At 64.1% G+C, this 16,717-nt stretch carries 16 protein-coding genes; 7 read left to right on the forward strand and 9 right to left on the reverse strand.

The window, feature by feature from the left end:
• Positions 1 to 236: 236 nt before the first annotated feature.
• On the reverse strand, positions 237 to 1,493 hold the full coding sequence (locus GGD61_RS33095) for an aspartate kinase (protein WP_018320542.1): 1,257 nt from the start codon (positions 1,491 to 1,493) through the stop codon (positions 237 to 239).
• Positions 1,494 to 1,642: 149 nt separating this feature from the next.
• Here GGD61_RS33095 and GGD61_RS33100 point away from each other — a divergent pair, with 149 nt between their 5' ends.
• The 3 genes from GGD61_RS33100 (at position 1,643) to GGD61_RS33110 (ending at position 3,935) form a co-directional block, all read left to right on the forward strand.
• Entirely contained in the window at positions 1,643 to 2,110 is a 468-nt protein-coding gene (locus GGD61_RS33100) for a PH domain-containing protein (RefSeq protein ID WP_018320543.1), read from the forward strand.
• A 14-nt stretch (positions 2,111 to 2,124) separates the two neighbouring features.
• Positions 2,125 to 2,898: a bifunctional 2-polyprenyl-6-hydroxyphenol methylase/3-demethylubiquinol 3-O-methyltransferase UbiG gene (ubiG, locus tag GGD61_RS33105; protein WP_018320544.1), complete on the forward strand. Its 774-nt coding sequence runs from the start codon at positions 2,125 to 2,127 to the stop codon at positions 2,896 to 2,898.
• Between the two features lie 137 nt (positions 2,899 to 3,035).
• Positions 3,036 to 3,935: an EamA family transporter gene (locus GGD61_RS33110; RefSeq protein ID WP_018320546.1), complete on the forward strand. Its 900-nt coding sequence runs from the start codon at positions 3,036 to 3,038 to the stop codon at positions 3,933 to 3,935.
• On the opposite strand, the gene GGD61_RS33115 is transcribed toward GGD61_RS33110, so the two are convergent.
• The 4 genes from GGD61_RS33115 to GGD61_RS33130 are packed head-to-tail and all read right to left on the reverse strand — an operon-like array spanning position 3,932 to position 6,406.
• Positions 3,932 to 4,414 carry a DUF1178 family protein gene (locus GGD61_RS33115; protein ID WP_018320547.1) on the reverse strand — a complete coding sequence of 161 codons (483 nt, stop codon included), beginning with the start codon at positions 4,412 to 4,414 and terminating at the stop codon, positions 3,932 to 3,934. The two genes, GGD61_RS33110 and GGD61_RS33115, sit on opposite strands and share 4 nt — an antisense overlap.
• Positions 4,411 to 5,289: a carbon-nitrogen hydrolase family protein gene (locus GGD61_RS33120; RefSeq protein WP_092261328.1), complete on the reverse strand. Its 879-nt coding sequence runs from the start codon at positions 5,287 to 5,289 to the stop codon at positions 4,411 to 4,413. Before GGD61_RS33120 ends, GGD61_RS33115 begins: the two co-directional genes overlap by 4 nt.
• Positions 5,286 to 5,561, reverse strand: coding sequence for a glutaredoxin 3 (grxC, locus tag GGD61_RS33125; protein ID WP_018320549.1), 276 nt, complete (start codon positions 5,559 to 5,561; stop codon positions 5,286 to 5,288). The genes GGD61_RS33120 and grxC overlap by 4 nt, the downstream gene beginning before the upstream one ends.
• A gap of 35 nt (positions 5,562 to 5,596) precedes the next feature.
• The gene (locus GGD61_RS33130) at positions 5,597 to 6,406 is read right to left on the reverse strand and encodes a ComF family protein (RefSeq protein WP_092261327.1); all 810 of its coding nucleotides are present in this window, start codon (positions 6,404 to 6,406) and stop codon (positions 5,597 to 5,599) included.
• Between the two features lie 145 nt (positions 6,407 to 6,551).
• On the opposite strand from GGD61_RS33130, the gene GGD61_RS33135 reads away from it, so the two are divergent.
• Positions 6,552 to 7,421, forward strand: coding sequence for a methyltransferase domain-containing protein (locus tag GGD61_RS33135; RefSeq protein WP_183231911.1), 870 nt, complete (start codon positions 6,552 to 6,554; stop codon positions 7,419 to 7,421).
• Positions 7,422 to 7,518: 97 nt separating this feature from the next.
• Here the strand turns inward: GGD61_RS33135 and mutT are convergent, their stop codons facing one another.
• Positions 7,519 to 7,929, reverse strand: a complete 411-nt coding sequence (mutT, locus tag GGD61_RS33140; protein ID WP_018320552.1) for an 8-oxo-dGTP diphosphatase MutT — start codon at positions 7,927 to 7,929, stop codon at positions 7,519 to 7,521.
• A gap of 137 nt (positions 7,930 to 8,066) precedes the next feature.
• Between mutT and GGD61_RS33145 the strand changes: the two genes are divergently transcribed.
• On the forward strand, positions 8,067 to 9,392 hold the full coding sequence (locus GGD61_RS33145) for a TadE/TadG family type IV pilus assembly protein (RefSeq protein ID WP_018320553.1): 1,326 nt from the start codon (positions 8,067 to 8,069) through the stop codon (positions 9,390 to 9,392).
• Between the two features lie 191 nt (positions 9,393 to 9,583).
• On the opposite strand, the gene argJ is transcribed toward GGD61_RS33145, so the two are convergent.
• Both argJ and GGD61_RS33155 read right to left on the reverse strand, forming a co-directional pair.
• Positions 9,584 to 10,825 (reverse strand): bifunctional glutamate N-acetyltransferase/amino-acid acetyltransferase ArgJ, encoded by a 1,242-nt coding sequence (argJ, locus tag GGD61_RS33150; RefSeq protein ID WP_092261325.1) that lies wholly within the window; start codon positions 10,823 to 10,825, stop codon positions 9,584 to 9,586.
• A 130-nt stretch (positions 10,826 to 10,955) separates the two neighbouring features.
• A complete protein-coding gene (locus GGD61_RS33155; protein WP_092261324.1) occupies positions 10,956 to 11,870 on the reverse strand; it encodes a peptidylprolyl isomerase in 915 nt (304 codons plus the stop codon).
• 352 nt (positions 11,871 to 12,222) lie between these two features.
• Here GGD61_RS33155 and secA point away from each other — a divergent pair, with 352 nt between their 5' ends.
• On the forward strand, positions 12,223 to 15,063 hold the full coding sequence (gene secA, locus GGD61_RS33160; protein WP_092261323.1) for a preprotein translocase subunit SecA: 2,841 nt from the start codon (positions 12,223 to 12,225) through the stop codon (positions 15,061 to 15,063).
• A 519-nt stretch (positions 15,064 to 15,582) separates the two neighbouring features.
• A complete protein-coding gene (locus tag GGD61_RS41700) occupies positions 15,583 to 15,987 on the forward strand; it encodes a DUF6006 family protein (protein ID WP_084674919.1) in 405 nt (134 codons plus the stop codon).
• 194 nt (positions 15,988 to 16,181) lie between these two features.
• Here the strand turns inward: GGD61_RS41700 and GGD61_RS33165 are convergent, their stop codons facing one another.
• Positions 16,182 to 16,625, reverse strand: coding sequence for a MarR family winged helix-turn-helix transcriptional regulator (locus GGD61_RS33165; RefSeq protein ID WP_018320557.1), 444 nt, complete (start codon positions 16,623 to 16,625; stop codon positions 16,182 to 16,184).
• Between the last annotated feature and the right edge of the window lie 92 nt (positions 16,626 to 16,717).

Consider the following 16,717-nt stretch of genomic DNA (forward strand, 5'->3'; position numbering starts at 1 on the left):
ATCAGCGCCGCCCCGAACTGGGACACAGTCTGCGGCAGCCCACCCTGTTCGCCGTATAGCGAATTGAGGCTTGTTTTGCCAAGCAAAACGCCTGCCAAACGCGAAGGTGTGTACACCTTCGCGTTTGCTGCGACCGCTAAGAGAAAATTAGTCCGGGCATGGTCCGGAAAGTGCGAAGCTGTTTTCCGGAAAGACCATGCTCAAACAACAGCCTGAAGCGCGACGATGGTCGCGTTTCAGGCCTGATCGAGACCGTAGAGCGTGTGCAGGGTGCGCACCGCAAGCTCGGTATAAGCGGTGTCGATCAAAACCGAGAATTTGATCTCGGAGGTTGTAATGGCCCGGATGTTGATATTCCGTCCGGCGAGGGCCGAGAACGCCTGGGCAGCGACGCCGGCATGGCTGCGCATGCCGCTGCCGATCACCGAGATCTTGGCGACGTCGGTGGCGGTATCGAGCCGCGCATAGCCGATCTTGCCCTTGGCGGCGGTAATCGTGTCCTTGGCGCGGGTATAGTCGGCCGCCGGCACCGTGAAGGTGAGGTCGGTGGTCTTGCCGTCCTCGGAGACGTTCTGCACGATCATGTCGACATTGATGTTGGCATCCGCCAGCGGGCCGAAGATCGACGCCGCAACGCCCGGCTTGTCCTCGATCTGGCGCACCGAGATCTGGGCCTCGTCCTTGGAGAAGGCGATACCAGTGACGACGTGGCTTTCCATGATCTCCTCCTCGCTGCAGATCAGCGTGCCGGGCGGCTGGTTGGCATGCGGGTCGATATCCTCGGGCTTGTCGAAGCTCGAGCGGACGAAGATCGGCATGTTGTGGACCATGCCGAGTTCCACCGATCGGACCTGGAGCACTTTTGCGCCCTGGGAGGCCAGTTCCAGCATGTCTTCGAATGCGATCTTGTCGAGCCTCTTGGCCTTCGGCACGATTCGCGGGTCGGTTGTGTAGACGCCATCGACATCGGTGTAGATGTCGCAGCGGTCGGCCTTGACGGCGGCGGCGATCGCCACGGCCGAGGTGTCCGAGCCGCCGCGGCCGAGCGTGGTGATGCGACCCGTCTCCGGATTGATGCCCTGGAAGCCGGCGATGACCGCGACTTCCTTGCGATCCTTGAAACGGCTGATGATCTCGCTGCCGTCGATGTCCTCGATCCGGGCCGAGGCGTGGGCGTCGCTGGTCTTGATCGGGATCTGCCAGCCCTGCCAGGAGCGGGCCTGGATGCCCATGCCCTGGAGCGCGATGGCAAGCAGGCCGGATGTCACCTGTTCGCCGGAGGCGACGACGGCGTCGTATTCGCGCGCGTCGTGCATCGGCGAGGCCTCGGTGCACCAGGCCACCAGCTCGTTGGTTTTTCCGGACATCGCCGAGACGACCACGGCCACTTCGTGGCCGGCGTCGACCTCACGCTTCACATGGCGTGCGACGTTGCGGATACGTTCGATGTTGGCGACGGATGTGCCGCCGAATTTCATCACGAGGCGGCTCATGACGACGCGTGCATTCCTTCAAAGGGATCAGTATGGTGGCCCGCGCGAGACGATGCTGCGGGCACCCGACCGCGCGTATACAGAGGGGCGGGGCCGGGGGCAAGCGGGTTCCTGCTGCGGCCAATCCGGGCAATGGGTTATCAGAGGTTATGGCGCGCTATATTGACGAAATCCTGCAGCCCGGCGAGCGGGTGCTGTATTCGACCAATGCGCACTGGATTTTCTATTTTCCGGCCATCCTGGCCTGGATCGCGGCTTTCGCCCTGTTCGTCCTGTCGGGGCAGACCACGGTCAACGGGCTCCTGATTCTCTGTCTCATCGCCTCGGGCGTGGTGGCTCTGGCGGCCCTGTTCTGGACCGTGAAGGGCTGGTTCCATCGCTTCACCACCGAGACCGACGTCACCAATCTCAGGATTGTGCACAAGACCGGCTTCATCAAGCGCCGCACCTTCGAGATGGCGCTGGACAAGGTCGAGAGCGTCGATGTCAATCAGACGATTCTTGGACGTATTCTCAACTACGGCGACGTGACCATCAACGGCGTCGGCGAAGGTCGCGAAACCATCCGGACCATCGCCTCGCCGCTCGCCTTCCGTAGTTCGATCACCACGCGGTAGGACCGCGCGTAACCATGAGCATGCAGCAAAATACTTCCCTCTCCGTCAGCCCGCAGCCGGGCTCGACCGTCGACGCCGCCGAGATCGCAAAGTTCTCGAAACTCTCGGCGGAGTGGTGGGACCCCAACGGCAAGATGGCGCCGCTGCACCGGATTAACCCGCTGCGGCTCGGCTACATCCGCGACGCCGCCTGCCGCAAGTTCGAGCGCAACGTGCGCAGCCTCAACTGCCTCGGCGGGCTTCGCGTGCTCGACATCGGCTGCGGCGCCGGCCTGTTGTGCGAGCCGCTGTCGCGGCTCGGAGCGCAGGTCATCGGCGTCGACCCTTCCCAGAGCAACATCGCCGCGGCCAAGCTGCACGCCGACAAGGGCCATCTTGCGATCGACTACCGCTGCACCACGGTGGAGGAGATCGACCCGCGCGAGCGCTTCGACATCGTGCTGGCGATGGAAGTGGTCGAGCACGTCGTCGATGTCGGCGTCTTCCTGAAGCGTTGCGCCGCGATGCTGAAGCCGAACGGCCTCATGGTGGTCTCGACGCTGAACCGCAACTGGAAGAGCTTCGCGCTCGCCATCGTCGGCGCCGAATACGTCCTGCGCTGGCTGCCGCGCGGCACCCACGAATGGAATAAGTTCGTCACCCCCGACGAGCTGACAAAATACCTGCTCGACAACCGCCTCGTCATCACCGAGCAGACCGGCGTGGTCTACTCACCCTTCGCCGACAAATGGACGCTCTCGTCGGACATGGACGTGAACTACATGGTGGTGGCGGAAGGGATGGTGTGAGGCTGGAGCTGGATGCGAGCTGCTTCTCCACAAACGGTGGCGAGAGCATCGCTCCCATGACGTCCGTGCGGTTGACCGCGCTGGCCTTAACTTGCAGGTTGGCCGCAGTTATTTCCCGCTAATGCCCGCCCCACCCCATGCTCACCATCGCCAGCCTCTGGATTCCCTTCACCCTCGTTGCTGCGCTCGGCCAAGTCGCGCGCAATGCGATGCAGCGGTCGTTGACGAAGCCGCTGGGGACCTGGGGCGCGACCAATATCCGCTTCCTGTTCGGCTTCCCGTTTTCGGTGCTGTTCCTCGGCGTGGTGCTGGTCGCCACCGGCGATCATCTGGGCATGCCGCCGACCGTGTTCTGGCCGTGGCTCCTGCTCGGCGCGCTCAGCCAGATCGTCGCCACCGGCCTGATGCTGCTCGCCATGAACGACCGCTCCTTCGTGGTGACGACGGCGTATCTGAAGACCGAGGCGATCCAGACCGCGATCTTCGGTTTCGTCTTCCTCGGCGATCACCTGACCTGGCTGAAGGTGCTGGCGATCGTGATCGCGACCGTCGGCGTCGTCATCACCGCGCTCAGGCCCGGCGGCGAGAAGAGTTTTGCCGAATTGAAGCCGACCATCACCGGCCTCGTTGCGGCTGCCGCGTTTGCGCTGTCTGCGGTTGGCTTTCGCGGCGCGATCATCAACGTGCCCGGCGTCTCCTTCGTGACCTCGGCCTCGTTCACGCTGGTGCTCGGCCTGTTCGTGCAGACGCTTGTGCTGACGATCTATCTGCTCTGGCGCGCGCCAAAGGTGCTGCAGGCGATCCTCGGCCTGTGGAAGCCGTCGATGCTGGCCGGCTTCATGGGCGCCTTCGCCTCACAATTCTGGTTCCTGGCGTTCGCGCTGACGGCCGCCGCCAATGTCCGCACGCTCGCTCTGATCGAGGTGCTGTTCGCGCAAGCGGTGGCGTATTATTCGTTCAAGCAGCCGATCGCACCACGCGAGCTTGCAGGTATCGCGCTGATCATCATCGGTGTGGCGGTGCTGGTGGGGGCCTAATTCCGGTCTTCCGGCAATGTCGGCAGCGGCGACACCTCGATGCCCTCGTCGATCAGCGACTTCGCCTCCTCCGGCGAGGCCTCGCCGTAGATCGGACGGTGCTCCTTGTCGCCGTAATGCATCGCGCGGGCTTCGTTGGCGAATCGCTCGCCGACATTGTCGGCGTTCTTCACGATGTGATCGCGCAGCTCCTTCAACTTGGTGCGCAGCTCTTTCTCCTGCGCCATCAACAGCGAGGTCGGACCTGATGGCGCGGCCTCGGGCGTGGGAGTAGTGGTCGCTTCCGGCGGCGGCGTCGCGCGCCCGCGGCCCTTCTTGCCGACGATGCGCGGGGCCATGATCGCCTTGTCGACCTTGGCGGATCCGCAGATCGGGCAGGTCACGAGCTTGCGCTTCACTTGCGAATCATAGGCCGACGAGCTCTGGAACCAGCTCTCGAACGCGTGGTTTCGATCGCAATGGAGCGCGTAGCGGATCATGCCGAACCCCGCACGAGGTGCAAATGATCCGGCCCGGCCTTGGGATCGGACACGCCGAAGCGGCGGCCGTGCTGGAGCGAGGGAATCGCGCGGCGTGCGGTCTCGACCTTGGTGGGGTCGATCCTGGCCATGATGATGCCGGGCTCGACGTCGCCTTCGGCGAGGATCTCGCCCCAGGGATCGATGATCAGCGAATGGCCATAGGTCTCGCGCTTGTTCTCGTGGGTGCCTGCCTGGGCAGCTGCGAAGATGAAGCAGCCGGTCTCGATCGCGCGCGAGCGCAGCAGCACATGCCAGTGCGCTTCGCCGGTCTTGCGGGTGAAGGCGGACGGGACGGTGATGAAGTAAGCGCCGCTCTCGGCGAGGGCGCGGTAGAGCGCGGGGAAGCGCACGTCGTAGCAGATCGTCAAGCCCACGCGGCCCCAGGGCAGATCGGAGATCACCGCGGTTTCGCCCGGCTGGTAGTTGGCGGATTCGCGATAGCTCTCGCCGTCCGGCAGCTCGATGTCGAACATGTGGATCTTGTCATAGCTCGCGAGCACGTTGCCCTCGGGCCCGATCAGGAAGGAGCGGTTGACCGCCTTTTCGGCCGAGAAGCGCAGCGCCAGCGAGCCGACATGGAGATGGATCTTCAGTTCCGCCGCGAGCGCCCGGTAGGCCTTCAGCGAAGTGTCGTCCTCTTCGCTCTGCAGATGCTCGAACAGGGCCTTGCGGTTCAGCTGCATCATGTTGCTGACTTCAGGCGTTTGCACGTAGTCGGCGCCATTGGCCGCCGCCTGCCGGATCAGCTTCGTGGCCTGTTCGAGGCTCGGCCCGGGCATCAGACCCGTGCGCATCTGCACCATGGCGGCCGTAAATGTGCGGTTCTCGCTCATGAGTTGGCCTTCACACCTTCCAGCATGCCGTCAAGCTTGCCTTCGCGGTCGAGTGCGTAGAGATCGTCGCAGCCGCCGACATGAGTTCCACCGATCCAGATCTGCGGGAAGGTCGAGCCCTCGCCGGCGCGGTCGTACATCTCCTCCCGCCAGGAGGGGTTCTTGGCGACGTCAAATTCGGTAAAGATTGCCTTCTTGCGGGTCAGCAGGGACCTCGCCGCGGAACAATAGCCGCAGCCCGGCCTGGTGTAGATCTCGACAGCAGAAGTCATGGCGTCCGACGCTCTCATGTCATGAAGTCATTGAATTATATGGGACGGGGCCCGCTCTCGACAACCCGGGCGAAGACCAGCACGTCGACCTGGGCGGCCTTGGCCCGGAGCAGGACCCGCGCGCAGGCATCCAGCGTCGCCCCCGACGTCAGGACGTCGTCGATCAGGACAACGCGGCGGCCCTGGATTTCGGCCTGACGGTCGGGGGATACCTGGAACGCGCCCTGCACATTGGTGGCGCGCTGGGCCCGCGACAGGCCGATCTGCTGCTCGGTGGCGCGTACCCGGCGCAGCACCTCAGCCCTCGCCTTGACCCCGCTCTGCCGCTCGATGATCTGCGCCAGGGCCCCGGACTGGTTGTAGCGGCGGCGCCAGGCCCGCCGCCAATGCAGGGGCACCGGCACCAGCATGTCGGCCCCCGCCAGCAGCTCGCCGCCCGCGCGCGCCATCCACCGGCCCATGGCGGGCGCCAGATCGGTGCGGTCCTGGTATTTCAGCGCATGCACCAGCGTGCGCGCGACGTCGTCATAGCGCACCGCTGCGCGGGCGCGCTGGTAGGCCGGCGGGCTCGCGATCGCCTCCATCGACAGCATGTCGGGGCCGGGATCATAGACGAAGGGAATGCCGAGCCGCGGGCAATAGGGCCGCTCGATGAATGACAGCCGGGCCCAGCACGAAGCGCAAACGCCCTCGCCCTCGACCGGTTCGCGGCAGGATACGCACTGCGTCGGCAGCGCGATGTCGAGCGCGAGCCGTGCCGCGCGCGACAGCGCGTGGCGGCCGGCCGTCCATGCCGCCCGGAAGGGGGCGGCGAGGGAACGGGTGGGGGCGGCGTTGGCGTCCATGCGGGAAGGCTAGCGTTCCGCTTGGCGGCGCTCAAGCGACTCATTCTCGTGCCCCGAATCTGCAGCGCCACGCCGGCGATGCGAAGCATCGCCAGGGGCGCTGCGGCGCGTCCGGGACACGAGAGGGGAGATTGCAATGACCTGCATGATCGGCGTAACCAGCGGCATGGCCCAGACCCCGCAAACCCCGCCCGCGTTGTTCGATCGCGCCTTGCTGCACGCGCGGCAGCGGCGTGCGCAGGCGCAAGATGCCGTGAGCTTTCTGCTTGATCGTGTCGCCGAGGACATGTCCGACCGGTTGGCTGCGGTGATGCGGGAGTTTCACGCCCCGGCCGATCTCTGGACACCCGGTGAAGGGCTGGCGGAATTGCGTGCGCGGCTGCCTTCCCTCCAGCGGATCGCGCTTGATGCTGCGGGTTCAGAGGTGCTGCCCTTCGCGCCCGAAAGCCTTGATCTCGTCGTCTCCGCGCTGGCGCTGCAATTCGTCAACGATCTGCCGGGCGTGTTCGCGCAAATCCGCCGCGCGCTCAAGCCGGATGGGCTGCTGCTCGCCGCGATGATCGGCGGCGACAGCCTGACCGAGCTGCGCCAGGCCTTTGCCGCCGCGGAAGCCGAATGCGAGGGCGGCGTGTCGCCGCGCGTCGCGCCGTTCGCGGATCTGCGCGACATCGGCGCGCTGCTGCAGCGGGCGGGCTTTGCGCTGCCGGTGACCGATGTCGACCGCGTCGTGGTGCGCTATTCCAACGCATTCGCGCTGATGCAGGATCTCCGGCGCATGGGTGCTGCCAATGTGCTGATCGAGCGGCGGCGAACACCGAGCCGGCGCGCGACGCTGCTGCGGATGGCCGAGATCTACACTGAGCGCTTTGCCGATGCCGACGGCCGCATCCGCGCCACCTTCGACATCATCTGGCTCTCCGGCTGGGCCCCGCATGCGAGCCAGCAGCAGCCGCTGAAGCCGGGATCGGCGAAAGCGAGCCTGGCGGAGGCGGTGAAGAAGGTGGGGAAGACTTAGGCCACTAGCACCGTCATTCCGGGGCTCGCGCAGCGAGAACCCGGAATCTCGAGATTCCGGGTTCGGTCCTGCGGACCGCCCCGGAATGACAGGAGTCTCACATCAGCAGATCAATCAAATGCGGGATCAGCGGAATGTCCGCCGGGGGCATCGGGTAGTCGCGCAGCTTGTTGGCACGGACCCAGGCCAGGGTCTGGCCTTCGCGCGGCGTCACCTGTCCCTCCCAGCGCCGGCAGATGTAGAGCGGCATCAGGAGGTGGAAGGTCTCGTAGCCGTAGCTCGCGAAGGTCAGCGGGGCCAGGCACGGCTCGGCGACGGTGATGCCGAGCTCCTCGTGCAGCTCGCGGATCAGGCTCTGCTCCGGCCGCTCGCCCACCTCGAGCTTGCCGCCGGGAAACTCCCAGAGTCCGGCCAGCGTCTTGCCCGCGGGGCGCTGCGCGATCAGGACGCGCTTGTCGGCGTCGATCAGCGCGCAGGCCACAACCAGGGTCAGTTTCAGATCGGCCATACGTGATGTCGCTCGCTGAAGATCATCCGCAACGGTTTATTAACCCTATTGCGGCCCGTGTTTCCGAGGTTCCCATAAGTCATATTTAATCGACGGTTCCTAGAGTGGGAACGCTTAAACCACTCCGGGCCCCAATCATGCGCGCTGCGCTTTCCACCATCATCCGCCGGTTCGTCAACGACCGGCGCGGCAATATCGCGGTGATCTTCGCGCTCGCCTGCGTCCCCCTGATCACTGCGGTCGGCTGCGCGGTCGACTACTCGCGCGCGACGCAGACCCGGGCCAAGCTTCAGGCTGCGGCCGATGCCGCCAGCGTCGGCTCGATCGCCAAGGCCTCACCGGCCTTCAAGGCCGCCGGTACCATGACGTCGGATGGGTCGATTTCCGTCGGCGTCACCGACGCCCAGAACATCTTCGACGCCAATCGCGCCAATCAGACCGGCTACACTCTCAACAGCGTCACGCCGACCGTGGTCAAAACCGGATCGACCGTCACCTCGACCGTTGCGTTCAACGCCACCATGAACACCATGTTTCTCGGCCTGATCGGCAAGTCCGCGCTGACGCTGTCCGGTACGTCGAAGGCGACGGCCAGCATGCCGCTCTATATCGATTTCTACCTGCTGCTGGACAATTCGCCGTCGATGGGTGTCGGCGCGACGCCGACCGACGTGCAGACGATGGTCAACAACACATCGGACAAGTGCGCTTTCGCCTGCCACGACCTCAAGGACAAGAACAATTACTACGACCTTGCCAAGAAGCTTGGCGTGACCACCCGGATCGACGTGCTTCGGACCGCAACGCAGTCGTTGATGGATACGGCGAGTGTGACCCAGACCTATTCAAACCAGTTCAGAATGGCGATCTATGATTTCGGCGGCTCCGCAAGCACGCTCGGCCTGCGCAATCTGTTTTCGTTGTCGGCCTCTCTCTCCAGCGCCAAGACGGCGGCGGGCAATATCGACCTGATGTCGGTGAACGGTCAGAACGAGAATAACGACCAGGACACGGCATTCACCGCGATATTCCCTGCGATCAACGGCGAGATCAGCTCCCCCGGAACCGGCACGCCGTCCAGCCCGCTCAAATATCTGTTCTTCGTCTCCGACGGGGTCGCTGACGAGAGCAACACCGGATGTCTGAAACCGCTCTCCGGCACCACGCGGTGCCAATCGCCGCTCAATGCTGCGCTCTGCAAGACGATGAAGGACCGGGGCGTCAAGATTGCCGTGCTGTACACAACGTACCTCGCGCTGCCCACCAACAGCTGGTACATGAAATGGATCGCTCCGTTCAATACCGGCCCCTACGGGCCGTCGCCGAACAGCGAGATCGCGCAGAACATGCAGAGCTGCGCGTCGTCCGGGCTCTATTTCGAGGTGAGCCCGACGCAAGGCATCTCGGACGCCATGAACGCGCTGTTCAAGAAAGCTGTCGCGGACGCGCGGATTTCAGGGTGATTTGAAGCACGGCTCTCGCGCTCTCTTACCGTCACCCTGAGGTGGCCGCTCCTTCAGCGGCCCTCGAAGGGCGACGGCCCGGCTCTCTCCACGCGGCTGTAGCGGTGGCCCTGCATCCTTCGAGGCTCCCGATGGGGCGCTCCGCGCCCCATCCCTCGCACCTCAGGATGACGAAGAAGGCGTCGTGAGCCCTACGACCTGTAATCGCCGTTGATCGCGACATATTCCTTGGTGAGGTCGCAGGTCAGGACGCGGTCGCGGCCCTTGCCGAGGCCGAGCGAGACCTTGATCGCGATCTCCGGCGCCTTCATCGCTTCCGAGACCTGCGCCTCGTCATAGTCAGGATCGCGCGCGCCGCTCTTGGCGACGCGGATGCCGTTGAAGGAAATCGAGAGCTTGTCGCGATCGGCCGGCTCGCCGGCCTTGCCGACTGCCATCACGACGCGGCCCCAATTGGCGTCCTCGCCGGCGATCGCGGTCTTGACCAGCGGCGAGTTGGCGATCGACATCGCGATCTTGCGCGCGGAGGCCTTGGTCTTGGCGCCCTCGACGGTGATCTCGACCAGCTTGCGCGCGCCTTCGCCGTCGCGGGCGACCTGCTCGGCGAGGTTGGCGAGCACCTGGTTGAACGCCTTGACGAAGGCCTTCAGGCGCGGATCGCTGGCGCGGCTGATCTTCGGTGCGCCCTGCCCGGCGGCAGCGCCGGTGGCGAAGGCCAGCAGTGTGTCCGAGGTCGAGGTGTCGCCGTCGATCGTCACCGCGTTGAAGGTGTCCTCGACGCCGCTCTTGAGCAGCGCCTGCAAGGCCGCGGGCGCGATCGGTGCGTCGGTGAAGATGAAGGACAGCATCGTCGCCATATCGGGCGCGATCATGCCGGCGCCCTTGGCCATGCCGTTGATGGTGACCTTGGCCTTGCCGAGCTTGACGGTCGCGGTCGCGACCTTCGGGAAGGTGTCGGTGGTCATGATCGCCTTGGCCGCAGCGAGGTAGTCGCCGGGCTCGGCGGCTTCAGCCAGTCGGCCCAGCACGCCGTCGAACTTGGTCGCGTCCAGCGGCTCGCCGATCACGCCGGTCGAGGCCAGGAAGATTTCGCCCTCGCTGCATCCGACCGCCTTGGCCGCGATCTTGGCGGTCAGCGCCGTGGAGGCCCGGCCGGTCTTGCCGGTGAAGGCATTGGCATTGCCGGAATTGACGACCAGCGCGCGCGCCTTGCCGCCCTTCAGCTTGCCGCGGCACCATTCCACCGGCGCGGAGGGGCATTTCGACTTGGTGAAGACGCCGGCCACGGCGGTGCCCTTGTCCATCACCGCCAGCAACACGTCGGTCCGGTTCTTGTAGCGGATGCCGGCCTCGGCCGTCGCGAGACGGATGCCCGCAACGGTGGGCATGTCGGGAACTGTTTTCGGGGCGAGCGGGGAGACGGAGGAGGACATCGCGGGGCGCCTTGGTGGGATCTGAATATGCAGATGCCCGGCCCCTCTGTGCGAAGACGCGCTTCGCGCTTGGGGCCGGGCATCACAAAGGCTTAGATACTCTTCACGTCACCGAAGTGACAGCGAATTCTTACTTCTTTGCAGGGGGCGCCATCTTGCTGTCGGAGGGCTTCGCCGCATCCGCCGGCTTGGCGTCCGCCGCCGGCTGGTCCAGGCGCTCGACCTTGGCTTCGGCGCGAAGCTTGGCGACGTAGTCGGCCTGGGCCTTGCGGGTGACGTACTGCTCGATCTGGGCCTTGACCTGCTCGAAGTCCGGCGCCTTGCGGTTGCGCTTTTCCTCGACCTTGATGACGTGCCAGCCGAACTGCGACTTGACGGGGTCGGAGATCTTGCCGGGTTCGAGCGCGAAGGCGATCGCCGAGAATTCCGGTACCATCTGCTCCTTGGTGAAGAAGCCGAGATCGCCGCCGTCGGCCGAGCCCGGATCCTTGGACTTCTTCTTGGCCAGCTCGGCGAAATCGGCGCCCTTGTCGAGCTCGGCCTTCACCGCCTTGGCCTCGTCCTCGGTCTCGACCAGGATATGGCGGGCGCGCACTTCCTGCTCGCCGGTGATCTGCTTGGAGGCCTCTTCATAGACCTTCTTCATGGCGTCGGGGGTGGTGGCGGCCTTGCCCTCGCCTGCGAGCAGGCTGTCCATCAGAAGCCGGTTGCGGGCGAATGCCAGGCGCTTCTTGAATTCCTCGCTATCGGCAACCTTCTTGTCCTCGGCAGCCTTGCTGACGATTTTCATGTCGATCAGGAAGGACAGGACGTTCTCGTCCTTGGTCGCCGGGTCCATCTGGGCGAGGCTCGGCCCGAGCTCCTCCTCGGCCATGGCGACGTCGCTCTTCTTGATTTCCGCGCCATTGACCTTCGCCAGCACCGGATCGTCGGCGGCCCGGAGCGGGCCTGCGAACGCCAGGGACAGCGCCAGAGCGAGGCTGCCAGCCAGGGCGGACGCACTGCGGAAACGCTGGCCGGTGGTTACCGGGAACGAGGTGGTCATGGAAAATCCTTATGTTGAAGCAGGGGGCTGCTCGAGCGGGGCGGACACTCGCCCAATACAGGGGGGCTTGGCAACGCGAAAAGTCTGTCAAAATGATGAATTAGCCGCAATGCGCCCGCCGTTGACAAGGCCCTGACCGGGCCATATCTCTGCCCGGTCGCGACCATGGCGATGGCGTTTATTTTGCTGCGTTTTTGGCCGTTGAACCCAGACTTGCCCAATTCCCACCCATATGGCGGATGACCCCCGCAGTCCGGGCTCTGACGCCACGAGGCGTCACGGTGAGTTGATAGGCAGGCGGGTGACAACTTCTTAGGCCAACGCGGTTGAATCGCGAACACAGGAACCAGGCATGATCGGCGCGCTCGCCCGCAAGTTTTTCGGCTCCGCCAACGACCGGCGGGTGAAGGGATATCAGTCCCGCGTCAACGCGATCAACGCGCTGGAAGGAGAGGTCTCGAAGCTCTCCGACGAGGCGCTCAAGGCCCGCACCGCCGACTTCAAGAAACAGCTCGCCGAGGGCAAGACGCTGGACGACCTGCTGGTCCCCGCCTTCGCCACCGTGCGCGAGGCCGCCAAGCGCACGCTCGGCCAGCGCCATTTCGACGTCCAGCTGATCGGCGGCATGGTGCTGCACGAGGGCGACATCGCCGAGATGAAGACCGGCGAAGGCAAGACACTGGTCGCGACCCTCGCGGTCTACCTCAACGCGCTCGCCGGCAAGGGCGTCCACGTCGTCACCGTCAACGACTACCTCGCCCGCCGCGACTCCGGCTGGATGGGCCAGATCTACGGCTTCCTCGGCATGACCACCGGCGTGATCGTGCACGGCCTCGACGATGCCGAGCGCAAGGCGGCCTATGCCTGCGACATCACCTACGGCACCAACAACGAATACGGCTTCGACTATCTGCGCGACAACATGAAGTACCGGCTCGAGGACATGGTCCAGCGCCCGCACTTCTTCGCCATCGTCGACGAGGTCGATTCCATCCTGATCGACGAAGCGCGCACGCCGCTGATCATCTCCGGTCCGCTCGACGACCGCTCCGATTTCTACAACACCATCGACGGCTTCCTGCCCAAGCTCGACAAGACCGACTACGAGGTCGACGAGAAGCAGCGCACGGTGACGCTGACCGAAGCCGGCATGGAGAAGATCGAGACCCTGCTGCGCGATGCCGGCCAGCTCAAGGGCGAGTCGCTCTACGACGTCGAGAACGTCTCCGTCGTGCACCACATCAACCAGGCGCTGCGCGCGCACACGCTGTTCACGCGCGACAAGGACTACATCGTCCGCGACGACGAGGTCGTCATCATCGACGAGTTCACCGGACGCATGATGCAGGGCCGCCGCTATTCCGAGGGTTTGCACCAGGCGCTGGAAGCCAAGGAGCACGTGCAGGTTCAGCCGGAAAACCAGACCCTGGCCTCGATCACGTTCCAGAACTATTTCCGGATGTACGAGAAGCTCGCCGGCATGACCGGCACGGCGTTGACCGAAGCCGACGAGCTCTTCGACATCTACAAGCTCGAGGTCGTTGAGATCCCGACCAACGTGCCGATCGGCCGCCTCGACGAGGACGACGAGGTTTATCGCACCCACAAGGAAAAATACGCGGCCATCCTCGCCGAGATCGAGCGGGCCAATTCGCGGCTCCAGCCGGTGCTGGTCGGCACGGCGTCAATCGAAAAGTCGGAAGTGCTGGCCGAGTTTCTGAAGCAGAACGGCTACAAGCAGATCGATTTCGGCAAGGAGAACGCGCTCGACAAGCTTTACGCTGCCGCGCGCGCCGGCAAGCCGGCGAAACTGTTCGCGGTGCTGAATGCGCGCTTCCACGAGCAGGAAGCTTATATCGTCGCGGAAGCCGGCGTGCCCGGCGCGATCACGATCGCGACCAACATGGCCGGCCGCGGTACCGACATCAAGCTCGGCGGCTCGCTCGAGATGCGCATCCCGAAGGAGACCGCGGGCATCGAGGACGAGGCCGAGAAGGCCAGGAAGATCGAGCAGATCAAGGCCGACGTCGAGCGCTTCCGCGAGATCGTGCTGAAGGCGGAAGAGATCGTCGAGATCGAGCCGGCAAAGGGCAACAAGCCCGCCAAGACCGTGACCAAGCCCGGCGGCCTCTACATCATGGGCTCCGAGCGCCACGAATCCCGCCGTATCGACAATCAGCTGCGCGGCCGTTCCGGCCGTCAGGGCGATCCCGGCCGCTCGAAATTCTTCCTGTCGCTGGAAGACGATCTGATGCGCATCTTCGGCTCGGATCGACTCGACAGCATGCTCCAGCGTCTCGGCCTGCAAGAGGGCGAGGCCATCATCCATCCCTGGATCAACAAGGCGCTCGAGAAGGCGCAGCAGAAGGTCGAGGCCCGCAACTTCGACATCCGCAAGAACCTCTTGAAGTTCGACAACGTCCAGAACGACCAGCGCAAGGTGATCTTCGACCAGCGCGTCGACCTGATGAAGGACGAGAGCGTCGCCGAGACCGTCACCGACATGCGCCACGCCTTCATCGACGACCTCGTCGCCAAGCACGTGCCCGAGCATGCCTATGCCGAGCAGTGGGACGTCGCCGGCCTGAAGGACGAATTGAAGCGCGTGCTCGATCTCGACCTGCCGGTCGACGACTGGGCCAAGGAAGAGGGCATCGCCGACGAGGAACTGCTCACGCGCATCGAGACCAAGGCCGACGAGCACATGGCGGCCAAGGTGGCGCAATGGGGTCCCGACGTGATGCGTTACGTCGAGAAGACCATTCTGCTGCAGACGCTCGACCATCTCTGGCGCGAGCATCTGATCATGCTCGACCATCTGCGCCAGGTCATTGGCCTGCGCGGTTACGGCCAGCGCGATCCCCTGCAGGAGTACAAGACCGAAGCCTTCAATCTCTTCCAGGAGATGAGTGCGCATCTGCGCGAGGCCGTCACGGCACAGCTGATGCGGGTCGAGATCGTCCCGCCCGAGCAGGAAGCGCCGGTGCTGCCGCCGATGGAGGCGCACAAGTTCGACCCGAACACCGGCGAGGACGAAATGGCGCTCGCCAGCGTCACGCTCGGAGCCCAGACCTCCGACGCCGCGCTGCGCGATCCGAAGAACCCGGCAAGCTGGGGCAAGGTCGGCCGCAACGAGGACTGCCCCTGCGGCTCAGGCAAGAAGTACAAGCACTGCCACGGGCGGTATGCTTGATCGATGATCTCAAGACCCAGCGAATTCGCGGTGCTGTATTGGCCTACGAGTTCGCGAGGGGTTGAAATGCTTCCGATCCATATGGTGCCTGCTGATCTTTAGGGTGCATCACGAATGGTAGGCGCACGCCATTGAGGATGGCTGGCTTACATTTGTTAGGCGGTCTGGCATCCGTCACGCGCGGCTGAGCACGCTTTGGCCACCTGGCAACCGGCCCCGATGCTGAGCGAACAGGCGAGAAGCATCGCTCTGTTGCATGCGCGTGACCTGCGGCGCCTGTTCCTGTGATCACTTCCGAGTGCTGTTGCTGCAGATTGTCGGCGGCCACTCGCTCCCCCGGCCGCGCAGCTGAAGCCCGAAAGCCGATGGTCAAAGCGCGGCATCGTGTCTCGGAGAACACCTGCGGGTAGATCATCCAATCTTTTGCCACTGCTCATTGTGATCTGGATCACCTCTACCGAGCTCGATCCGTGTTTTGATTGAATCACAATACGCGGCCCGAAAATTGGGAGCCAGACAATGTCCAAACGCGCGCTGCCAACCACCTTTTGCGTTCTTGCCCTGAGTTTCTACGCTTGCGGTTCCGCCCCTGCGAGCCAAGTGGGCGGATGGTGGGGCGGAACATGGTCGTGCAACATAGACGGCCGGCCGGCCCGGATGAAATGGGCCGCCGTTGATGACAGTCAGACAAGCTGCAGCGGCGGCACTTGCACCAGCAGCTCGGGAGCACGCTGGGCAGGCAACTTCTCAGATAATGGCTCGCGATGGGTGAAGTTAACAAATCCACGCAGCGGAACGCAGGGCGGCGTATACTTCAACCATGCCGATGGCAATAAATGGTATCTAGCCAAACCGGTCAGCAACAAGTCCGTGGGCTGGACGACATGGAACGGCCAACGCTATCGCCTCTCGTGCTGGCGATGATGCATGCGGCGCATGCTCATTCTCAGCCTGGACTCAAGGGCGAGCCTTGAGAATTGAATAAGGCCCGGGTGCACGCTGTGAGCGCCACCAAGCCGGCGTGGACCAGCGCGCGTGCTTTCATGGAGGTCCTCTCTCCATGCATTGAATGGCAGACGAGTGTGTCGGCTCCGCAAGGCGCCCACGCTCCACGAGGTCTAATTCGAACTATCGATCAAGCTCTCCAGCAGCCGCTTCAATTCGCTCGTCGACTTGTCGCCGTAGCTCTCCAGGATATGCTCCTCCTGGTCGACCGCGAGCGAGTTGAGCTTCTTGCACAGCACCTTGCCGCGGTCGGAGATGAACATCAGCACCTTGCGGCGGTCGCCCGGGTCCTGCACGCGATAGACCAGCGTGTCGGAGACCATGCGGTCGATCATCTTGGTCAGCGTCGGATGGTTGAGCAGCACGGCGCCTGCAAGCTCGCCCATCGAATGGCCGTTGCCATCCGACAGCACCTTGAGGATGCGCCACTGCTCGACCGGCACGCCTTCCTTGCTCAACCTCAGTTCGAGCTGCCGGTTGATCTCCCGGTTGGCCTGCGCGAGCAGGTAAGCGAGGTGTTCGGTGATCGGGGTGTTTTCTTTCGACGGTTTTGCCACGGCTAAGACTTCGTCTTGACCCAATTGAGTGAATGTCTTGCAATCAATGCTGCATCTATATGCACTTCAATTCTTGAATATTCAATATTTTC

The organism is Bradyrhizobium sp. SBR1B, assembly GCF_014198205.1.
Taxonomy (GTDB): Bacteria; Pseudomonadota; Alphaproteobacteria; order Rhizobiales; family Xanthobacteraceae; genus Bradyrhizobium.